This window comes from Candidatus Paceibacterota bacterium (assembly GCA_036517255.1).
Taxonomy (GTDB): domain Bacteria; phylum Patescibacteriota; class Minisyncoccia; order Phycocordibacterales; family WO2-35-19; genus DATDXE01.
The window spans coordinates 92,654-114,608 of the sequence record DATDXE010000014.1 but is presented as its reverse complement, the minus strand read 5'-3'; the positions used below and the strand labels follow the sequence as shown (position 1 = coordinate 114,608).

Sequence of the window (21,955 nt, the reverse complement as noted above, 5' to 3'; positions counted from 1 at the left end):
CTTTTTAATTGGCGAACAGCCAAACCCTTGGGAGCTTCTCCACCCCCGGGATAAGGTGAGCCGACATCGAGGTGCCGAACACCGCCGTCGCTATGGACGCTTAGGCGGTACCAGCCTGTTATCCCCAGAGTAGCTTTTGTCAGATGAGCTTTCGCCGCGTCTAACGCGTACGATCGGATCACTTAGCTCTGCTTTCGCATCTGCTCGGCACTCACGCCTCGCAGTTAAGCCAGCTTGTGCCTATACACTATCGCCATGGTTTCCATTCACGGCTAGCTGACCTTAATAGACTCCTCCGTTACTTTTTAGGAGGATAGCGCCCCACTAAAACTGCCCACCAGGCACTGTCTCTTCGCGTTTTTTCCGCGGAGGTTAGAAAGTATGTCAATACAGAGTGGTATTTCACTGACGAGTATTACACAGCCGAAACCATGCACATAACCTCTGCCACCTATGCTACGCAGTAAAAACATACCCTCAATGCCAAGTTGCAGTAAAGCTTCTGGGGTCTTTTCGTCTAACTGCAGGAAACCGGCATCTTCACCGGTATTGTATTTTCACCGAGCGGGTCCCCGAGACAGTTCTCCAGTCGTTACACCATTCGTGCGCGTGTGAACTTACCACACAAGGAATTTCGCTACCTTAGGACGATTATAGTTATCGCCGACATTCACCAGGGCTTACATCAATCACCTCTTCATCTTGCGACAAAAAGACGTCGATGTTTGACCTTCTGGCATTGGTCAGGTGTCACCCCCTATACATCCACTTACGTGTTCGCAGGGAGCTGTGTTTTTGGTAAACAGTCGCCAGAGATACTTTAGCTGCGGCCCCCACCACTTTAGACACTTCGTGCTTTTAGTGATAGAGAGCTTTAATTTTGTCTCGATTCTTCTTGCTCTCCCTCCACTTTAGAAACATCCAAAGTGGTGGGGGCAGACCTTATCCCGAAGTTACGGTCGCTTTTTTGCCGAGTTCCTTGGGGACCTCTCACTCGTTCGCCTTGGTCTTCTCGACCTGACTACCTGTTTCGGTTTACGGTACGGTCTATATATGTATAAGTTTAGAAGTTTTTCTTGAAAGCGCGCTTTGCGAACTCTCCTTTGCCGAAGCTCCGGATTGCCACATTGCTTGAATGCCCGATTAAACGGAACGACTCGGATTTTCCTGAATCGTATTCTGACAACATGAACGTCAAATCCAATAATGCGCCTCGCATACTGCACTTCGTCACTCCATCACTACATATATAGGTGTGGGAATATTAACCCACTGTCCATCACCTTCGGCTTTCGCCATCGGTTTAGGCCCGACTAACCCTTCGCTGATTGACATCGCGAAGGAAACCTTAGTCTTTCGGCGTGCAGGGCTTTCACCTGCATTGCGGTTACTTGTGCCAACATTCTTACTTCCGCACGTTCCAGCATGGGTCACCCCTTTGCCTTCACAACAGAGCGGAATACTCTCCTACCGCTCCTTCGTTCCTAAGAACAAAGAAGCCCTCAGTTTCGGTACATAGCTTAGCCCCGATTATCTTCGGCGCAGAATCTCTGAATGAGTGAGCTGTTACGCTTTCTTTTAAGGGTGGCTGCTTCTAAGCCAACCTCCTCATTGTCTCTGAAATTCCACCACCTTGAGTGCACTTAGCTATGATTTAGGGACCTTAAATTGAGATCCGGGCTGTTTCCCTTTTGACGAGTGGAGCTTAGCCCCCACCGTCTAACTGCCATACTTTAACCTTTGGTATTCGGAGTTTGATAGGTCTAGCGAGCTTTCGCCCTGTCCAGACCTTCCAGTGCTCTACCCCCAAAGGGAACATATGACGCAAACCCAAAAGCTCTTTCGGAGAGAACCAGCTATTACCAGGTTCGATTAGCTTTTCACTCCTTACCACAAGTCATCCCAACGCGTTGAACGACGAACGGGTTCGGGCCTCCATGACTCTTTCGAGTCATTTCACCCTGCTCATGGCAAGCTCACCTGGCTTCGGGTCTAATATATACGATTTTAGTTCGCGCTATTCACGCTCGCTTTCACTGTGCCTCCAGAGGTTCACTCCTTAGGCAACCGCATACATTAACTCGTTGGCTGATTCTTCAATAGGCACGCCGTGACGGAACGCTTGCGCGTCCGCTCCGACTCCTTGTAGGCATATGGTTTCAGGTCTATTTCACCGCCCTCATCGGGCTACTTTTCACCTTTCCCTCACGGTACTTGTTCACTATCGGTCTCCATAAGTATTTAGCCTTACCGGTTAGTTCCGGCAGATTCCCCCGAGCTACTCGTGTCTCGAGGTACTCAAGAACAGAGACAAAGAAGATTATTTATTTTCGACTACGGGGCTATTACCCTCTGGGGCTTTGCTTTCCAGCAAATTCTTCTAACAAATAATTTTTTAACTTCTCTTGTGTAAACACAACGTCTCTGCCTTACAACCCCCCCACTTCACTCTACGCTCCGCTTCGAGTTCCGCGGGGCAGGCCCTTAAATTTAAGAGCTTGCCCCGCGAAACTGTCGTGCGAAGCACACAGTGAAGTGGGGGTTTGAGCTTCTCCGCTTTCGCTCGCCGCTACTCACGGAATAACTTTTGTTTTATTTTCCTCCGGGTAATGAAATGTTTTACTTCCCCGGGTGCGCATTTTACATCAAGTGTAAAATATCCTGACTTACGTCAGGATGGGTTTCCCCATTCGGAAATCTTCGGATCACAGGTTGCTAGTCACCTCCCCGAAGCTTATCGCAGACAAGCTACGTCCTTCATCGCCTTATTGGAGCCAAGGCATCCACCATACGCCCTTAAATTTCCTATTAGGAAATTTAAAAACCTCTCCCACTTCGCTCTTGCGAGCTAGGCGGGATTTTTTATTTTATCCTGCCGTATGAAACCATACGGCAACCTACATTTTCTTACATTTTCTTAGCCCTTCTCCCTCACTTACGTTCGGGATCAGGATTTTCAATCCACCTACAATACTGAAAAGACCCCTCTCCCTCTCCGCCAGCTGGCGGATTAGGAGAAAGTCGTATTGCGATGGCATGCTATTGTCAAAGTTCAGTGCCTACGATGAGAACAAAAAACCCGCTTTCGCGGGACTAAGAGAAAACGCGATAGTTTTCTATCTTTTATCCCGTTTGAGCCTTTTTATATTCATCATAAGTACAGGAACAAGTATACTTATATAAAATAGCCTGTCAAATCTAGCGCTAATTTATGGGGAAATCCTGTGGATACCAAAAATCCCTTGAGTTTTCAAGGGATTTTTGGTCTTTAAATTAAAGGAAATTAAAGATACTTATTAGTCTTTATGAGCTAGTTCTTTGCTCATTTTTTCTACTGCTTTACCTGCTACTTCCTGACCACCAAGGCCAAAAGCAAGACCGAAAGCAAGTGAGAGAGCGACTACAAATCCGGTAAACAAGGTATTGATGATCATAGGGGCAATACCAAGTTGGGTCAGAGCGACAAGAATAGCGAAAATCCAGATAGACCATTTGGTAACGCTACCTAAGAATCCTGCAGACTTTACATCCGCACTCCTTGCTGAGGAAACAACGATATTCTTCAAAACATCACCGATGATCCCAGCCGCAAGAAGAATAAGAACAGCGACGACTACCTGAGGAATGTAGTCAAGAATATTGCGTAGGAAATCAGTGACCTGATCAAGACTAAGAACATCGAGAGCGGCGACAAGGAAAACTAGGAAAATAAACCATTTTACTAGGCCCCCAAGGAAGGAACCTGAGTTTAGGCTTATACCTCCACGAGTAAGAAAATCCTCTACGCCCGCCTTACGCAAACCATCATCAAGCTTTAGAGACTTGATAATTTGAGAAACTACCTTTCCTAAAATAGCGGCGATAGCCCAGCCAATAACGGCAATGAGAATCGCAACGACAAGATTAGGAACGAAACCGATTACCCCTACCCATAAGTCCTGAAAAGAATCGGTTAGGACTTGGCTCCATGTTGTTACTGTCATATCTATTATTATTAATTACTTATAATTACACAATAAAATATAGCCCTTTTGAACACTTACGCAATAAAATATGTGGATACCTTATCTGAGAAGAGATAAGCTTAAATATTAAGTTTGTTTACTACTTTTTCATGAGGATAATCCAAAACATCGCGGATAAGCTTGTCGAACATGGCAAAACGATACTTAAAATCATTTGTAGTAAAAAAGGCATAGCGTATTTCTCTACCCATTTCAGATTCGATAATACCAATAACTTTCGATAACGCTCCTTTTTTGAAATTGTCACCGACAATAAAAATATCGACTCGTGATTCAGGATTTTTGATAAAAATACCTGAAATCAAAAGGAGTTGCACTTTCCCCACCTTAGATATTTTAGAAACTATCTGCTTATTACCCAAAAGTTCAGAGGACGAGAAGAAATCGTTTAGCGCTTTGATGTATAGGAACTTCTGATTGAGAGACCAGGTGCTACTACCTTTCTTCAAAATCTTAGATTTTCTAATCAATCCAGACTTTTCTAAATTTCCCATTTCTCTCCTTACTGAGTTTATTGTGGATTTGGATCTATCAGCCACCTCTGCTCCAGAATATGAAGAATTAGGATTAAACAAAAATAACTTGAGCAATTTTACTCTTACCCCACTCCCAAAAATTCTTTCTAACTCTTCTGGCATAGGGGTGCATTCTACACACTTTACCTCCTAAAACAAAATCCCCATCTGGGGATTTTGTTTTTACTTATAAATATCCTTTCTGTTTCCTATTTTGAGAACAAAAATATTACCTTTTATAATATCAAAAATCACCCGATAATCTCCAATTCTAAATCTATAGCTCCCAAACTTTACATCAATCATACGCTCTGCCAATTTCAGAGGATCACTCTGTTCAGAGTAAAATTCAATTTTATTAATAACTCTTTTCTGAATATCCTTCGGAAACTTCTTTAATTCACGGAAAGCTGATTTAGAAAACTCAACTTTCATAAATTATTTGATCTTTAATCTTTTTTTTATTTCTTTCAGAGAAATTACTCCGCCCTCTTTTATTTCCTTTCTAGTTTTTTCTATACTTCTTTCTAAAGTCTTAGAGTGAAGTACGTCCAAATCTTCCCTCATATTTTCATATTCAGACAAAGAAATAATGACTGCCGGCAAATCACCGACTTTCTTTATATTTCTTATGCCTTTTAGACTAGTAGTCAACATGTTTCCCATTGTATCAAATCAAAAACACTTTTACAAAAATTTCCTAAGGAGAAACCTTAGGATTATTAAGTAAAGGCCCCACCGAAGTGGGGCCCGTCGACCATTGGGAGTGGCTGGTCAGGCCGGTGCGGATTTCTGCGTCAGTTCCGAGAGTTGATTGAGAGCGTGTCGCCAGTCCTTGACTTTCTCTTTGCCCTTCATCTTCTCATGATACTGTTCCCAAATCTCATGGGAACCTCCCGCACAAGATGGCAGCTCCTCGCAGACGATCCCTTTCCCGTCCCAGTACATGTCCTTGGCCATCTCACATCCGCCATCGCGTAGGAGCAAGAACTTTGGATCGGAAATCTGGTCATTGCGACCGAACATATCCATAAGCCCCGTCACGAGGTCTGAATGATGATCGGTATCGCTGTAGAGTACTACCGGCGTCTGGAGCTCGATCCCCTTCAGTACGAAGGCGAGACCGAAAGGCAATTGCTTACCGATCGCCTCCAAGTTCTCCGGGTAGTAGAAACCAGCCGATGGAATGATTCGATTCACCTCGACCTTAAAATGCAGGTCGGTAAGAATAGCCGAAATTTCTCCCGGCTGAGCTTGCTCCAAAATCTTGTAAGCCTCGTCATAGTTGACGACCTTGGCTTCCGGAAACTGGGTCTTGGCCGCCATCTGGTGCCGCAAAGTATCTTCGATTATCAGCAACATCTTTCTGCGTATCCTTTCCTCTGAATTTAGAATGCACAACTTAGGACTAATCTCTGTTCTTAATTATACACCCATTCTGGTATAAAGTCAAGGAGAAAAATAGGGATAAATATGGGTACCAAAAAAGCCCTTGAAACAGGGCTTTTTTGGTAGTTAGTTACCTCCTTGGCAGAATTTGCCTGGGGAGGAAAATCCTTGTCCTCGTCTGCTGACTCAGACACCTTCGTCCTCATCAAACTACGGCCTTCGGTAAAGTTACTTTCAGCAAGCTTCGCTTACTTCAAATTTACTTTACCTCCAGCCGTCTCTACCGCTTTCTTGAGGGCTTCGGCTTCCTCCTTTTTCATACCTTCGACAAGTACTATTGGAGCGCCATCAACCTTATCCTTCGCATCCTTCAGGCCGAGAGCAAGAAGCTCCTTCACTACTTTGATAACAGCAATCTTTTGTGCACCACCATCGGCAAGCTCGACAGTGAAAGTCGATTTCTCTTCAGCGGCAGGACCAGCGGCGGCAGGACCAGCGGCGGCAACAGCAGTCGCACTAACACCAAACTTAGCTTCAAAAACTTTCACAAGTTCGTTCAAATCAAGAACAGACATCTTTTCCACTTCTTCTACAATTTTTTTGAATTTTTCCGGCACTACTACTTCTGTTTTTATCTCTGTTGTTTCTTCTGACATAATTTTAAGATTAATTTTTCTTTTAATTCTTCTTCTCTGCTATCTGACCCAATGCTATTGCAAATCTCTGTATCGGTGAATTTACAATATTTACAAACATCCCTCTCAGGGCATCAAGAGGAGGAATGGAAGCGATGCCTAGCATCTCGATAGCCGACATATATTTCTTCTCAAAGACTCCTCCAAGAATAGATATTTTACCGTCGAATTTCTTTTGGAATTCATAAACGCCTCTTGCGGGAGCGAGCAGGTCGTCGCTCCAAGCGAGAGCAAGCTCACCCTTGAACTCCGGCCTCTCACCTTCTGGGGCAACTTCATCCAGAGCTATCTTGATCAAAGTTTTCTTAGCGACAGAAAAATTTACATCTTCTTTTCTAAGAGCCTTCCTCATGACACTAGAATCAGCTACAGAAAGACCGTGGAAATTCACGAACACCATAGACTTAGCGTCACCCATCGCTTTCTTAAGATCAGAAACTATCTCCTTCTTTTTTTCTTTATTTATTGGCACGATTTTTAGTTTACAACCCGCCAGAATGACTTCGTCGGGCTGGTTTTTAATTTTTAATTTTCAAACAGAAAGTCTGAAAATTCTTAGAACCGACCAAGCTCGAGAAAAGCAAAAATAGTTTTGCTACTGCACCGGAAATTTTACAGCCCTTCGCTTACGCTCAGGATAAACCAGTGGTCTTCGAAGCTTTAGTCAGAGAATATACTTTTTATAAAATTTGTCAATCCTTTGCCAGATTCCCTTTCATCGGATTCAGATTCATAAAGGACCGTAGCGGCGGCTTCAGCCTGAGGAATTTCTTCTGCAATATCGGTCACAGTAATAGGAGTAGGTAACGATAGAGCTAAAAGTTTATCTCTCAAAGAAATAGCCTGATTGCGGATTAATCCAAGTTCTAGTAGGAAATCGTTACCCTTATCCCTATCAACCTGCGCAGAGAGGCCCGGCTCACTAGTCAATACTCTATTGAAAGAATCCCGGAGGGCAGTACCCTCACTCTCGGCCCATTTCATACCCAATAAAGAATTTTCAAAACGGACTGAGGAATGAGGCAAAATAATCGTATCAGGCTGGAAAATGAACCCCCTGCCATCGCTCTCTAGCCTCCAGTTAAACAAATTGATTTCAGTATTGCCTTCATTAGAAACTTCTACATAACCTTCTTTGGCTGAGACTGACATCCTAGGAGAAACTACTTTCACTTTCAATCTGCTAGTAGAAAAATTACTTCCTGAATTAACATTTAGGACAACTGCATAATCCCCTGGATGGATATATGTATGGTAGACCATAGCCCCACGACCGACATTACCATCGCCAAACGACCAGTCGAATTCGAGAGAAGAGTTTGAGTTAACATTTTTCTTCACGTAAGCCTGAAACATGAGAGGACTACCTGGAGCAGTGACTCTGTCACGCCCAGCTAGAACTTCGAGAGATGAAGCCTGTGAACCATATTGAGGAGAAGAAGGTCCTCCAGTAGAGGACAGACTTGAACCATCCTCTTCAGAATCTTCACCTAAAACCTCACCAGAGGAATTTGAGTTGTTTTGGTTTTGAGTTTGATTTTGATTCGCAGAAGGAGTAGAGGCACCAGAGGAAACTGTTATTTTTTGACTAGTGTTCCACTCTCTCTGCGAATCCCTACCGACAGCTTTGACCGATAAAGTATGAGTGCCTATGTTAGAGTCCTTATAATAAAAAGTCCTGTTAGCAGTATTTTTACTCATGGTTTTGCTCACAGGATTGCCTGCAGAATTTAAAAATTCTCCAGTACTTGATGTGGAAAGAAATTCCAGATCAATAGTTTCTGGAGTTTGCAAAGAAGCACCTGAAGAGTCCTGGCTTTGGATGGTTATGGCTTCTGAAATTTCATTCGGCTTAACAGAAACTTCTTCTGTAATAAAAGATATTTTTGAAACTTCGGCGGCATAGACGGAAACAGCAAGCAAAAGAAGAAGACTAAGAGAAACAATGGAGAGAAAACCTAAAGTAAACTTGAAGAAAGTTTTATTAAAGAATCTCATACGTAAATTATATACAAAGTTAAAAATAGACACAAAGCAAAACCCCACCTTACGGTGGGGTTTTGCCCTAGCAGAAGCTAGGAGAAAGCGAAGTAAGAGACCCGATTAAGGGAAGCTTACATCAGAAGTTCTCCAGTCAACTTCACCAGACATCCAAGTCGAGTTAGTGCTTACGCCATCAGCTGGGTTGATCCAGTTGATACGAGCAATATCAATCGAGTAGAGTCCGCTAGTAAGGATACCTCCAAGAAGTGTTCTGCCTTGGAACTGGAAGGATAGAGGTACTGTAACTTCTGCACCTTCAGCGAGTGAACAGCTGTTGGTAAATCCAGAAGTAGAACAGGTCGTAGGGATAGTGATAGAAGTAGATGTAGAGTTACTACCTACGTCTGTCACAACCGCACCGTTCCTGTAAATACCGAATCCAGTAGTACTAGACACGAATGGACTAGTAGTAGATTGGTTGGTACCGAATTCAATCGCACCTCCGACAGCTTTAACTTTTACGTTAAATGTAGCTGTGAGAGTAGAGGTTGAAACGTTTGTGGTAGCTCCGTTAGCTTGAGGCGCACCTTGAGCTACGATACTCTTCGAGACCAATGTGATCTCAGGACCAACATCTCTTACACCGATCGAATAACCAGTAGCTGTACCACTCTTTGTAGAGACTGAGTCTCCTACAGAGTTTTCAGCTGTAATTCCAGTTGAAGATGCTGATGCTACGAAGCTTGCGCGAGCAGCAGTAGCACTTCGGATATCAGCCTTAACTGTGAAAGTCTTGGTTGTATCCTTTGGAACTACGTAATCGAAATCGCCGAATACTGCAGTGTTTGCAGAAAGAGTAGCATTATCAAGCTCTGTAGAACCTTCGAAAAGGTAAACAGTAGAAGATGCACTCGCAGCTGCAGCACCAGTAACAGTCTTAGCGATAGCGATGTTTATATCAGTCAATGTAACAGCATCCTTCTCAGCCTTCACATCGAAGGTAAGGAGAGTGAGCTTATCACACTCGTTTTCAGTAGCAGCACCGGCACAGATAACATCCTGCACTCTAGGTGAAGATGTATTCAATGTAACGATGATAGATGCAGAGTCAACTAGAGTAGCAGCAATAGTAGTAGTCCTAGCTATACCGTTATCAGTAGTACCTCCAGCATATTGATCGATACCAGCACCATCAACGCCTCTTATACCGTTTGCAGCAAGACCGAGTTGATAAACTTCGTTGCTGTAATCAGCAGAGTCAATCGATGAGTGAAGATCAGCCTTTATGACCAAAGTCTTTGAGCTGTTCTTAGGAATCACAAGATTGAAACCAGCGATAGTGATGTAGTAGTTGCTACCGTCCTTAACAACTGTTCCAGAGTTAAGGTCAACAGAAGCGAGTACATTTGTACCATCAGTTACATACAATTTCTTGTATATCTTGTTGTAGAACATGGTGTCAGTACCGTTGGTTGTTTCATCCATTCTTAACTTGATTCTTTGAACAGCAACGTCTGAATTCTTAGCCTCTACCTTGATACCCAAGATAGGAGCCATGCTATCACCCTCGTAAGCAGTCGAAGCTAGACCAGCGCTGTTTGAAGAAGCACTGATTGTTCCTTCTACTCCAGGAGTAGATATCCCTGTTCCAGTACCAGTTCCGGTACCAGTACCAGTACCTGTTCCAGTACCAGCCATACCGTTTACTTTAGCCCTAGTGATAGGACCAAAATATCCAGCTGCTGGAGAAATTCCGTTTTCAGCTTGGAACTTAGCAACAGCTGACTGTGTAAGAGCACCGAAGTAACCCATAGCTACACCAGCAGGCATAGACAAGTAACCTTTAGCTACAAGCCAAGTCTGAAGAGCAGTTACATCAGCTCCTTTTGAACCGATAGTAAGATCGCTAGTAAATGATGCTCCTCCCATAGATCCACCTTGAGCGGAAATCTGTACCTGAAGAGCATTTATTTGTGCAAGAAGGCTGTTTACTAAAGCTTGAAGTTCAGCTACAGACTGTGCTCCTGCTGGAACAGCAAAAGACAAAGCCATAGCGATACCTACAAACCCAGCGACAACTCTTGCGGTTTTTGATTTTGATATCATTCTAATTTTTGAATTTTTTAAATCACCTTTTTATTTTAATAAGTTTGGTGAGATAAAAAAATTTAATCTACATTTTATAATTCTGCATTTTATAATTCGGTTTCCTGACTTTAATTAAAAATTAAAAGCCAAGAAAGCCGTTTCGACTGTAAAATAATACCTTATTGATACAAGTTATCGCAAAAACCATTGTGGATAACGGCTACGAAACTTCAAGTACCAATAAAGGTAATTGCTACTATCATTGCATTTTTGAGGCAAATAGTCAATTTAAAGGTTAGGAGTTCACTACTTATGCAATAGAATACTTACTCCACCTTCTTTCGCCTGTCCTTTTCAAAACGCCACTTTCTATAAGCGAAATCAGATTCCTCTGTATTGTTTTTTCACTACAACCTCTGATATTCTTAGCTATGTCCTTTATACTGATCTCACCTCTTTCTCTAACTGTATCAATGATGGCTTTTTCCCTAGCTTCGCTTCTAGTATTTTTGTCTTTTATTATTACTGACTTTTCTATTGGAACATTCAAGGCATATTTTTGATTTACTTGATTTAGAGTATTTACTTCTTTATTTTCAAAGAAATTATTACCTATTCTAGTATTGAGATCATTATCTTTAACCGACTGGTTTACAGTCTTAATCAGGGAGTCAAATTCAGTTTTTAAGACTGAAGCGTTCATCTCTGAGACAAAACCTGATACTGAAGAGATGTTTATCAAAGAAGAAAGTTGCAGCAATATTGTCTCAATAACAGAAAGAACCTTAGATTTTTCATAAGAAAAATTGTCCTTTAAAGAGGCAGTGCTGGATACTAATTCTAAGGCTAAATCTTCAATTTTAGGCTTTAACTTATTTGAATCTGGTATAAATTTGAGTACAAGAAAAATAGCCGTTACTAGTTTTTCCGATCTGTTGTGTATGTAAAGCTCATTAATAAAAGACATCGTATTTTATATTTATTGTAAACTGTCTTTTATATTGTATCATATTGTCTTTTAAAAATCAAGTGTCCCTAAAAACCCTCATAAAGGACAATAATACAGGTCGGCCCTTAGTGCAAGCAGTTTGTGAACACTCCTGTGATATTATATTCATCTATGGGTAGAAATAAGAAAGAAAAGGTTGAAGATGGAATTGTTTCTAAGGTCAACCTACGAGAAGAAACTACCGGTTGGATGATAGCCATATGTTTCTTTACCCTAACCTTATTCTTTATACTGGCCTCCATTCATAAAGCTGGATTCGTTGGCGACAGAGTCTTTTCCTTATTCGACTACCTATTCGGAGTAGGTTATTTCCTTTTGCCAATTTTGTTCTTGATCCAAGGAGGAGCTTATGCCAAAGCTAGAGTAAAACCCATAGGCAAGACTCAGATAATAGCCGCGGTAGTTTTCTTTATTTCATCGCTCTCTCTTATAAATTTAGGCCTTTCAGGAAAAGGAGGGGTCGTAGGTAACTTATTTTCTACCCCACTCTTAAAACTTTTTGACATATATGCCACATCTATAATACTCGTAGCCATATCGGTAGCTTCGCTTATAGCCATGCTCGATTTTGCATTTAGCCTATCAGAAATATTTTCATTCTTATTTAAGAAAAAGAATGCTGAAGAGGGGGCATCTAAAGATAAAGACGAACCACTTAAATTATCGAAAGAATCACTTGCCGCCATACGACCTGACGATAAGGCCCAATCAGACATGAAGCTAGAAAAACCACTCCAACCTATGAAGACAGTGGGAGACAAAGAATTTGGTGAGCTTGGACTGAACTCTAAGACATATTCAAAGGGAGCTTTCAGTCCTCCACCTCTTTCACTCCTAGAAAAAGACAGGGGCAAACCAGGAGTCGGGGACATCAAAGCCAATGCCAACATCATAAAGAGGACTCTACAGAACTTCGGTATCGTAGTTGAGATGGACGAAATATCGATCGGTCCATCAGTCACTCGTTATACCTTGAAACCGGCTGAGGGAGTGAAGCTCTCAAAAATACTTGGGCTGCAAAATAATTTAGAGCTTGCTCTAGCTGCTCACCCAGTCAGGATAGAGGCCCCGATACCAGGTAAGTCACTTGTCGGTATAGAAATACCAAACAGCGCAAAAACGACAGTAGGCCTAGGTTCACTACTTTCGGAACCAACTTATCAGGACTCGGAAAAACCTTTACTCATCGCTCTAGGTAAAAGCATTTCCGGCCTCGGTTATTTCGATAATACAGCCAAAATGCCCCACCTCCTTATCGCAGGAGCAACTGGTTCTGGAAAATCGGTCACCATACACGTACTCATCAATTCACTCTTGTTTAGAAACACTCCAGACAATTTGAAATTTATAATGATCGATCCTAAAAGAGTGGAGCTCACTCTGTATAACAAAATCCCCCACCTTCTTACACCGGTAATAACTGACGCAAAGAAAGCTATCATGGCTCTGAAATGGGCAGCCAAAGAAATGGATCGACGTTATGACATATTAGAGAAAAGTAAGGTGCGCGACATCGCTTCATACCATAAAAATATAGAAGGAGGAGAAACTATGCCTTATATTGTGGTAATAATCGACGAGCTTGCTGATATCATGCAGGCTTACCCGAGAGAACTGGAATCGGCTATCGTACGCCTGGCTCAGATGAGTAGGGCCGTCGGCATCCACCTCATACTTTCGACTCAGAGACCGAGCGTCAACGTAATCACCGGATTGATCAAAGCCAATATCCCATCCAGAATTGCCTTGCAGGTGGCTTCACAGATAGACTCTCGCACCATCCTCGACGCGGCGGGAGCAGAGAAACTCTTGGGAGCGGGAGATATGCTTTACCTTTCAGGCGAGATGTCGAAACCTATCCGCTTACAGTCGCCTTACATTTCAGAAACGGAAGTAAAAAATGTAGTGGAATACCTAGCAAAACAATATGAAGATGAATTACCGGGAGAGATCGATATGGAAGCGGCCAAAAAAGCTGATGCAGTTTTTTCCTCTACTATAGGTAGTGACGCTGACGGAGATGATGAGGATGATTTATATAGTGAAGCTAAAGAAATAGTGATCCAAGCGGGTAAAGCTTCGACTTCATATCTACAAAGAAAATTACGAGTCGGTTATGCTCGTGCAGCAAGACTAATGGATATACTGGAAGAAAGAGGAGTAATAGGTCCGGGAGAAGGAGCCAAGCCAAGAGATGTACTAATAAAGCCTGAGGGTACCCTGCCAGAAAATACTGAATTCCCTACCGAAGAAACCGCAAATGAAAAACAAAACTAAAATAGGAGTCCTAGTTTTGATCATAATCGGCATTTATGGCCTGTGGAGCGGCAGAAACCTTTTGACAGGACCCACCATCGAAATAATAGAGCCTTCTTCTGGAGCCACACTGAACCAAAACCCAATAAAAGTAGCCGGAATCGTAGATAACGCCTCCTTTATAACCCTGAATGACTACCCTATATTTAGCAACGAAGAGGGTATTTTTTCAGAAGAGATTTTGGCTTATCCGGGATATAATGTACTGGTACTAGAAGTGAAAGATCGGTTTGGAGAAAGTGTATCAAAGAAGATAGAATTTTATTATAATGGGCCTTTTCCTGAGTGGATAGAAAATAACGATAAAGTGAGCACAAGCACAGAAACAGAATTAGAATAATCCTAACAAAAATAATATGTTAAGAAAAAAAGAAACATCAGAAAAGACAGAAAAGAAAGTAGAGAAAACAGACTCTACAAGTTCAAGATCGACAAAAATCGACGATGCCCTGCGTGAAATAAAAAATAAATTTGGAGATGAGGCGATGATGAAACTGGGCGAAGCACCAAAAGTAGATGTAGGAGTAGTGCCTACTGGTTCGATCGGCCTCGACGCCGCCCTCGGTGTAGGAGGTTTACCACGTGGTAGGATAGTTGAAATATTTGGACCTGAATCATCAGGGAAAACTACTCTATCTCTCCATGTAATAGCTGAAGCTCAAAAACAGGGAGGTATCTGCGCCTTCATCGATGCAGAACATGCCCTCGACCCAGAATATGCCAAAAGAATAGGTGTAAAGATAGACGACCTACTTGTATCACAACCTGATACTGGAGAGCAGGCTCTCGAGATAGTCGAGTCCTTGGTGCGTTCAGCAAAAATAGATGTGATCGTGATCGACTCAGTCGCGGCTCTTACTCCAAAAGATGAAATCGAAGGTGAGATGGGCCAGCAACACATGGGAAAGCAGGCTAGGCTGATGTCGCAAGCCTTACGCAAACTGACAGCCATTACTTCGAAATCGAAAACCATTGTTATATTTATAAACCAGATAAGAATGCAAATCGGAGTGATGTTCGGCAACCCAGAGACGACTCCGGGAGGCAAAGCTCTCAAGTTCTATACCTCTGTAAGGTTAGACATAAGAAGGATCGCCCAAATCAAAAAAGGCGAGGAAGTGATGGGAGGTAGGTGCAGAGTAAAGGTGGTGAAAAATAAAGTAGCTGCACCTTTCCGCCAAACCGAGTTCGACTTAATGTATAACGAGGGTATTTCTACCGAAGGAGAAATACTAGCTCTCGGAGAAAAATATGGCCTTATTCAAAAATCGGGTAACTCTTACAAATACGGCGAAACTACCATCGGCCGTGGCTACGACGCCGCCCGCCAACTCCTAAAAGAAGACAAGAAACTTTCTGATGGGATATTAAAAGAGATAAGAGAAAAGTTGAAGGAAGTTTAGATTAGGATATAATTGGCAATCATGAAAAAGAAAGCAGTTAAAACAAAAGAGCCTACCTTGAGAGAAATCCTTGGATCTATCAACGATGTTTCTGATACTGTTGATAGTTTGGCTATTTCTGCCAAAAATGGTTTTGACAATATGGTTTCTAAAACAGAGTTTGGAGATTTCAAAGATGAAATAAACACAACATTATTCAATATTGATAACAAATTAAGAACTGTGGATCAAAGATTGGAAGCTATTGAAAAAATACTTGGGCCGCTTATGAGAGTTTCCTCACTCATGCAAAATGAAATTCGTAATCTTAATTCTAGAGTAGCACGCCTAGAACATAAAGCTGGAATAAAATAAAAGCAGAAAACCGGTGGAGCTGGTTTCCCGCTCTCGCCGGTTTGTTCTTAGCGCCATCTCTGATAAAACACAGAGGGAGGCACTCCTCCAGAAAGAATCATCTGGCGTTCCTGCCTTGACTGCTTAATCCACTGCCTCTGGTCGTGGGTATTGCTTCGTACATTTTCTACCTCCCCGTATATAACATCCTCAGTTACGGAAAAGTAGACCGAAGCTTTCCGAACCGCCTCATTGGCGTCGGCAGTATTGGCAGTAATTGCCGAATACTCACGTTCTGACAAGGACAACTTTCGTCCCCGCCAGAGATCAGAAACCATCTCGAAAATCTCTTCTTGGGTCATAACCACCTCTACTTCAATTATACACCTTTTTGCTATATTAGTCAAGTGTATATTGGCCTTATTTTAGGCTATAGTTTTGAGGTGTTAGAATACAACGAAATTACAGTCGGGAAATTTATTATTTTTAATGGAGAGCCATGGGAGGTTTTGAGTGCCCATGTTTTTAGAAAACAACAGAGGAAGCCTGTGAACGCTACCAAACTACGAAACTTGATTACCGGAAGAATAACAGAGAACTCTTTTCATGTTTCTGAAAAAGCCGAAGAAGCCGAGCTTGAGAGTAAAGATATAAAATTTATTTATGAAGCCAAGGGCGAATACTGGTTCAATGAAGTAAAAGATGCTTCAAAAAGATTCCCTCTAACAAAAGAGCAGGTAGGCGTAGGAGCCAAATTTTTAAAAACAAATGCCGTAGCTAAAGCGCTGATTTTTGAAGAAAAAATCATAGGAATGAAATTACCGATCAAGGTAGAATTGAAAGTAACCGAAGCGCCACCTTCGACTAAGGGCAATACCGCTCAAGGTGGTAACAAAGTAGTAACAGTAGAAGGTGGTGCTTCGGTCAATACTCCCCTATTCGTAAACGAAGGTGACATCATAAGAATCAACACGGAAACTGGAGAGTACGTCGAACGAGTGTAGACGAGTGAGATCCTGAGGCCAGCAGGCCGAAGGGCGGACGAGTATGATCAAAACTTAACCTTCCCTTTCAAATTTTTCCTTTCGACAATAGCAACGGAACCAACTGCAATAAGCAAGCCGAGGAGGAGGCCAATGTCGTTATGAGCATCGGCTATAATGCGCTGAACAGATATAACAAAGAGGATAAGAGCACTGAAGACAAAAAACGGTAAGTGCCACTCTTCATTCTGATCGACAAAAAACCAAATAATGTATAGGGCAAGACAAGCAGTGGCGATATGTAGGGAAGCATCGAAAAGTATTCCCTTGCCCCAAATAATCATGGGTAAGAATTTCAAAATCAAAATGCCTAGAGCAACAAAAAGAGCGGCTAAGATTATCTTCTTAAGCTGAAGCTTTTCTCTCATTCATTAATGATAACACCCTTCTTATCTACTGATATATGGAAGCAAGCCCATGAATCTAGCTCTTTTTATAGATTCGGATAGAAGTCTTTGATATTTGGCTGACGTACCAGTCCTCTTACTAGAGAGTATCCTGCCATGAGGGTTGAGAAACTTTTTCAAGAGTTCCGTATCTTTATAATCTATGTATTTGATGCCATTCTGCTTGAAGTAACAGTTATTTGATTTCATATTGAATGATGGAAAGATTTAAAGATGGAAAGATTAATTTTTTCTTTTTTCCATCTTTGCTTCTTTTAATTAGTTTCTAAAACGGGATATCCTCAGCATTTACTTCTTCCTCTGGATAATCGATCACTGAACTATTGTTTTTATCCTCTTCTTTTTTAGCAGGAACTGCTGAAGCTGACTTATCGTAAGTCGAAGCTCCTCCACCCATAGACTTAGGCCCGAACTGGAAATTATCAAGCACGATTTCAGTCCTGTACTTTTTGGTACCATCCTGGGCATCCCAACTTCGAGTTTGGATCCTGCCTTCGAGGAAGATGGGCTGACCCTTACGAAGATATTGAGCGATCAGTTCTGCCTGCTTGCCGAAAGCGACAACATTGTGGAACTCAGCTGATTCCTGCTTAGCTCCGTTCTTATCCTTCCAAACTCTGTTTGTGGCCACCCCTATCTCCGTAACTTGAGAACCGGATGGAAGGGAGCGCAACTCTGGATCGCGAGTGAGGTTGCCATAGAGGATTGCTTTGTTGATGTACATGATTTAAGTTTTAAAGTTATAAAGTCAAATGTTTATAAAGTATAATTTTCAATCATTTAACTTACAACAAGAGCGTCGATACTTTTATCAATTTCCTCTTCGGAAATTTCTTTCTTCTCGACTTCGATTGGAGCGCTCAACACTTCTTCCTTAATTTCTGGAACTTCTCTCCTTGCTAAAGGAGCCTTAGGATATGGCATGGTATTTTCTCTAACCGTTTTCACTAGAAGATAACGAAGAATTTCTGGAAGAGATTCAATAAGAGATTTGATCTCTTGTAAGAGATTTGTATCCAACTCAAACTTCACCCACCCAAAATAAGATTTGGAAAACGTGTGGTTCTTGGAATCTATCTTTTTAACCATCTCATAGGAGAGAGTCATGGGCTCTACCTCCCCTTGGGAAATTACTTCCCCTCCCCTTTCAGTTATGGCAGACTTTATTTTTGTAGCTACCTCGACTGCTCCTACCTCCTCTGCAGTCGGTAAACAATGAAAACTCACTTCATAAACTTCCCTCTTCGCTTCTGTATCTTTCATATATTAATTTCGGGGGACCCCTCAACACTTTCTGCAAAAATGATAAGAGGGAGAAATGGTTGTTATTATAAAATTGCCACTTCGATCCCGAGAAGCCACATTAACACTTATTTGGCATATTTACAATATGATACAGCGAGGAAGTCGCACTTCAATCTGTCTGATATAATATGTAACCTACATATATATGGATATATCCCTTTTACTTCCCAGAGAACAATACCGCGAGGTCCATAAAAAACATGGCCGGGCACCATTTATGTTTGAGATCGAGAATTATAAACAATTACTTTTTTATTTTGGAGCGAATCATTCAAGAGATCCAAATGACTCTCAATATTCAGTACTTCGTAAATATTGGAATAAGTTTTTAAAATCCACGGAAGACCGAGACAGAATTGTATTAGTAGAGGGTGGTTTGCGACGACCTGCGAATAACGAGGAAAAAGCGATTAAGGAAGATTCGGAAGCAGGACTGGTCACCTTCTTTGCTCACCAGGCCAATATACCAGTAGACTGTCCTGATATTATAGATAATGATTTAGTTAAACTTCTTCCTAATAATTCAAAAGAGGTTGTTCTGTTATATTATTTTTTAAGTTTTGCGAATCAATGGAGAGGACAATCTGACCCAAAGCCTGATTTTGAAAAATATACTTCTTCTTGGCTCGAAACTCAAAATAAAAGAAAAATTTGGGAAGGTATGGACACTTCTTTTGAAAGAATGAAACAATTATATAAAGAAAATATTGGAAAAGAATTTGACCAAAACGACAATTTTAATGATTTAGTAAATCCAAATAGAACCGAAACTGCTGTAAATAAGATTGCACGAGCTCAAAGTGATTTGAGAGATGCAAATGTCGCTTCAGAAATCGAAAGATATTGGAATGAGGGTAAAAGTATCTTCGTGGCTTTTGGTAGTGGTCACCTTATTATTCAAGAGCCAGCCCTAAAAAAAGTTCTCAAATAAAAACAGCGTACGCCAAATCCTATTGACTACAGTTTACCCCGCCAGCTACTTCACATACATATGTACCCGCAGGGGTCTTTGCTCCTGAAGGATAAACAAGACCGAAACCGGAAGGATAGTCGAGAAGAGCCCAGACAAAGTAATTAGGAACTCCTTTTGCTTGAATAGTTTCGGTAGCAACCTTCAGATAACCTTTATTTTGTTCGGCCGTTCCACGCGCAAATCCATATTCACCAATTATAATTTTACTTAGAGGTCTACCGGAAACACTAATAATAGTGTCGATATCAGTAGAAAGAGTATTGCCACCATTACCAGAAATGATCGGGTCAAGTGATTCGTAAGAAGAGTAAGAAACATAATCAGTATTCACTTGTGGTACGACATCGTAGAGAATGCTCGGCAAACCTTTATTTTTTAAAAGATTGACTTGATTGAATTCGACAGCGCTAAAAACATTACTCGCTCCCGCAAGCCTGATGCCATCGGCGTAAGCGTTTACCCACCTTCTGAAAGCTTCTATATTATTTGCATGATTGGGACATTTTTCAGCAGTAGTGTCGTAAGAAGAACCACAGTAGACAGTATTATCGCCCTCCCAGTTTGAAATGATAAATGTTTTTCCAGAAAAACCCTTCAGGTAGTTGGCCAAATCTCTGTACTCATTCTTTATTTTTTCAATATTACTACTTGCCGACATAAAAGCTGGATCTAGCAGATTTGGGATATATTCGTGCGGTAAAGAAACTCCATCGTAAGCAGTGATCATGATCGTCTTAAACTGGGGATCGGATATGATGGAAGTAAAATCATCTCTTTTGGCTAGGTTGACTAAAGAGAAATTACTAACCATAACCCCTCCACTATAATCTTTGTCCGACTTAACACTTAACGCAAAACGTATTTTATCCACTCCAAGATTTTTAACTAAATTTGCTCCAGCTTGGATGATATTTGAACCAGGACTATCGAGAGTACCTCCCCAGAAATAAATTCCAATATTGCTATTCGTAACAGAACTCGCTCCAGGAGGTGGAACATCTTTAGGAAGAGGAGGTGGAGGAAGAGTAGAATCAGCCACAGGTGGAGATGCGGAGAAAATATTTAAGAAACTTTCTGCACTCCAGCCATCGACACCATTATCATAATTTATATTCCACCAATAATAGCCGCCGACAAATAACCCACCTCCTATCACCGTGCCTGTCGAACCTGTATTTTGTAATCCAAGTAAAGTCCCATTTACAGAAGCGCTACCTCTTACATTTAAATTGGAATTTGTTTGAACTTTTTGACCAGACGTAAATTTGGTTGAAAGAGGCTCAGCATCTATCGATGGTCCTGCATTAGGAAGACTGACTAAAGGAGGTGTGACAAAACTAGAAGGTGGCGCTTGGACTACAGGAACATCAGATACTGCGCCGGCACAGAGAGTAGCTCCTCCCGAACTTTCTATAACCCCCCCACCCCAAACATAATTACCATCAACAGTTTTCCACCACTTGTTTGAACCATCAACTGTTTCTCCTAAAACGTAACAGGAAAGCACATAGGTAGTGTTACTCGATAACTGCCTTACGACAGGAGCAGTCGTATTCGAGGCAGATCGCACGTTGAGCTTATTTACATTTATAGTAACGCTAGTACCCTGAGATTGATTAGCTGGAGTTCTGTTCGGATTTAGAATCCGATCAAGGGTAGTATTTACTATGCCCAAGGCCCCACTCACATAAGAGCTTGGGCCACCCGCTCCAGAAACAGGAGGCAGAGTTTGGGTAGATGGAGGAGAAACCTGATTACTGCTAGGTGGCGGCACCTGATTACCACTACCGACACCAGAACTACTCGATGGGGCACCCGCAGGATCAGTCGCAGATTGGCAAGAAGTGCGATAAGAAGTACCGAGGTAAGAAGGATCAAAAACCTTGTTTGCGACAACATCAGGAATAGTTAAACCACATTGTCTTGCTGTCCATTCCAAGTTACAAGCATGAGCTCCCTCAAAATCATAACGACTACTCGCATCACCGAAATCCAATAGACCCACGCCATTATTGGGCCTAGTTTCAAAAACATTTCTCCCGGCAATAAGAGATCTCACGGCATCACATACCTGAGATCCATCTTCTGCTATTGGCTTGATAGAAGGTTCAGGGCCAGGTCCATTCCAAACGACAGAATTTCCATACTTAAACCAACCATAACCAGCTGGGAAAGCACCATTTGATTGTCTGACATTAAATTGGTCGGGCATCCCCAATTCCTGTCCTGGCAACAAAGGATTAGTCTTCATGTAAGAATGACAAAAAATATCCATAAAATTATATTTCTGATCTTCTCTACACATTGGAGGCAAAGTGTCCCCTGGAAAATAAACTTTTCTACAAGCGACTCCCGTAGTGATGGAAAATAAATCTAAGCCTTCAGGACAACCGACTGCTTCAGCTTTATCGGTTGACGGGACCAGAAAGAGAGTGAGCAAAATAAGAAAGAAAATGCTTTTTTTCATGATA

At 41.8% G+C, this 21,955-nt stretch carries 22 protein-coding genes and 1 rRNA gene; 6 read left to right on the top strand and 17 right to left on the bottom strand.

Annotated features, from left to right (window positions below; translation table 11 throughout):
- From VJH67_02695 to VJH67_02645, 11 genes are all read right to left on the bottom strand, one after another.
- Positions 1-2,810, bottom strand: a 23S ribosomal RNA gene (locus VJH67_02695); the annotation flags it as partial.
- A gap of 486 nt (positions 2,811-3,296) precedes the next feature.
- Positions 3,297-3,983 carry a hypothetical protein gene (locus VJH67_02690; GenBank protein ID HEY4516070.1) on the bottom strand — a complete coding sequence of 229 codons (687 nt, stop codon included), beginning with the start codon at positions 3,981-3,983 and terminating at the stop codon, positions 3,297-3,299.
- Between the two features lie 101 nt (positions 3,984-4,084).
- Complete coding sequence (locus tag VJH67_02685; GenBank protein ID HEY4516069.1) at positions 4,085-4,663, bottom strand: hypothetical protein; 579 nt, start codon at positions 4,661-4,663, stop codon at positions 4,085-4,087.
- A gap of 60 nt (positions 4,664-4,723) precedes the next feature.
- Positions 4,724-4,975: a type II toxin-antitoxin system RelE/ParE family toxin gene (locus VJH67_02680; GenBank protein ID HEY4516068.1), complete on the bottom strand. Its 252-nt coding sequence runs from the start codon at positions 4,973-4,975 to the stop codon at positions 4,724-4,726.
- A 3-nt stretch (positions 4,976-4,978) separates the two neighbouring features.
- Positions 4,979-5,197, bottom strand: a complete 219-nt coding sequence (locus tag VJH67_02675) for a hypothetical protein (GenBank protein ID HEY4516067.1) — start codon at positions 5,195-5,197, stop codon at positions 4,979-4,981.
- 117 nt (positions 5,198-5,314) lie between these two features.
- A complete protein-coding gene (locus VJH67_02670; protein HEY4516066.1) occupies positions 5,315-5,902 on the bottom strand; it encodes a hypothetical protein in 588 nt (195 codons plus the stop codon).
- Positions 5,903-6,177: 275 nt separating this feature from the next.
- Positions 6,178-6,585 carry a 50S ribosomal protein L7/L12 gene (gene rplL / locus VJH67_02665; GenBank protein ID HEY4516065.1) on the bottom strand — a complete coding sequence of 136 codons (408 nt, stop codon included), beginning with the start codon at positions 6,583-6,585 and terminating at the stop codon, positions 6,178-6,180.
- Positions 6,586-6,607: 22 nt separating this feature from the next.
- Positions 6,608-7,096: a 50S ribosomal protein L10 gene (gene rplJ / locus VJH67_02660; GenBank protein ID HEY4516064.1), complete on the bottom strand. Its 489-nt coding sequence runs from the start codon at positions 7,094-7,096 to the stop codon at positions 6,608-6,610.
- A gap of 188 nt (positions 7,097-7,284) precedes the next feature.
- Positions 7,285-8,622 (bottom strand): PKD domain-containing protein, encoded by a 1,338-nt coding sequence (locus VJH67_02655; protein HEY4516063.1) that lies wholly within the window; start codon positions 8,620-8,622, stop codon positions 7,285-7,287.
- Positions 8,623-8,727: 105 nt separating this feature from the next.
- Positions 8,728-10,713, bottom strand: a complete 1,986-nt coding sequence (locus tag VJH67_02650) for a peptidoglycan-binding protein (GenBank protein ID HEY4516062.1) — start codon at positions 10,711-10,713, stop codon at positions 8,728-8,730.
- Between the two features lie 292 nt (positions 10,714-11,005).
- Entirely contained in the window at positions 11,006-11,662 is a 657-nt protein-coding gene (locus tag VJH67_02645) for a DeoR family transcriptional regulator (GenBank protein ID HEY4516061.1), read from the bottom strand.
- 153 nt (positions 11,663-11,815) lie between these two features.
- Between VJH67_02645 and VJH67_02640 the strand changes: the two genes are divergently transcribed.
- The 4 genes from VJH67_02640 to VJH67_02625 are packed head-to-tail and all read left to right on the top strand — an operon-like array spanning position 11,816 to position 15,777.
- On the top strand, positions 11,816-13,981 hold the full coding sequence (locus tag VJH67_02640) for a DNA translocase FtsK (protein HEY4516060.1): 2,166 nt from the start codon (positions 11,816-11,818) through the stop codon (positions 13,979-13,981).
- On the top strand, positions 13,965-14,360 hold the full coding sequence (locus VJH67_02635) for a hypothetical protein (protein HEY4516059.1): 396 nt from the start codon (positions 13,965-13,967) through the stop codon (positions 14,358-14,360). Before VJH67_02640 ends, VJH67_02635 begins: the two co-directional genes overlap by 17 nt.
- A gap of 16 nt (positions 14,361-14,376) precedes the next feature.
- Positions 14,377-15,423, top strand: a complete 1,047-nt coding sequence (gene recA, locus VJH67_02630) for a recombinase RecA (GenBank protein HEY4516058.1) — start codon at positions 14,377-14,379, stop codon at positions 15,421-15,423.
- Positions 15,424-15,444: 21 nt separating this feature from the next.
- Entirely contained in the window at positions 15,445-15,777 is a 333-nt protein-coding gene (locus VJH67_02625; GenBank protein ID HEY4516057.1) for a hypothetical protein, read from the top strand.
- Positions 15,778-15,824: 47 nt separating this feature from the next.
- Here the strand turns inward: VJH67_02625 and VJH67_02620 are convergent, their stop codons facing one another.
- Positions 15,825-16,118: a hypothetical protein gene (locus VJH67_02620; protein HEY4516056.1), complete on the bottom strand. Its 294-nt coding sequence runs from the start codon at positions 16,116-16,118 to the stop codon at positions 15,825-15,827.
- Positions 16,119-16,163: 45 nt separating this feature from the next.
- Here VJH67_02620 and VJH67_02615 point away from each other — a divergent pair, with 45 nt between their 5' ends.
- Entirely contained in the window at positions 16,164-16,760 is a 597-nt protein-coding gene (locus tag VJH67_02615) for an elongation factor P (protein ID HEY4516055.1), read from the top strand.
- A 47-nt stretch (positions 16,761-16,807) separates the two neighbouring features.
- On the opposite strand, the gene VJH67_02610 is transcribed toward VJH67_02615, so the two are convergent.
- From VJH67_02610 to VJH67_02595, 4 genes are all read right to left on the bottom strand, one after another.
- Complete coding sequence (locus VJH67_02610; protein HEY4516054.1) at positions 16,808-17,167, bottom strand: hypothetical protein; 360 nt, start codon at positions 17,165-17,167, stop codon at positions 16,808-16,810.
- A gap of 21 nt (positions 17,168-17,188) precedes the next feature.
- Entirely contained in the window at positions 17,189-17,395 is a 207-nt protein-coding gene (gene rpsR / locus VJH67_02605) for a 30S ribosomal protein S18 (GenBank protein ID HEY4516053.1), read from the bottom strand.
- A gap of 76 nt (positions 17,396-17,471) precedes the next feature.
- A complete protein-coding gene (gene ssb, locus VJH67_02600) occupies positions 17,472-17,930 on the bottom strand; it encodes a single-stranded DNA-binding protein (GenBank protein HEY4516052.1) in 459 nt (152 codons plus the stop codon).
- A gap of 56 nt (positions 17,931-17,986) precedes the next feature.
- A complete protein-coding gene (locus tag VJH67_02595) occupies positions 17,987-18,469 on the bottom strand; it encodes a 30S ribosomal protein S6 (protein ID HEY4516051.1) in 483 nt (160 codons plus the stop codon).
- Between the two features lie 187 nt (positions 18,470-18,656).
- Here VJH67_02595 and VJH67_02590 point away from each other — a divergent pair, with 187 nt between their 5' ends.
- Complete coding sequence (locus VJH67_02590) at positions 18,657-19,442, top strand: hypothetical protein (GenBank protein HEY4516050.1); 786 nt, start codon at positions 18,657-18,659, stop codon at positions 19,440-19,442.
- 19 nt (positions 19,443-19,461) lie between these two features.
- On the opposite strand, the gene VJH67_02585 is transcribed toward VJH67_02590, so the two are convergent.
- Positions 19,462-21,951: a hypothetical protein gene (locus VJH67_02585; GenBank protein HEY4516049.1), complete on the bottom strand. Its 2,490-nt coding sequence runs from the start codon at positions 21,949-21,951 to the stop codon at positions 19,462-19,464.
- Positions 21,952-21,955: the final 4 nt, after the last annotated feature.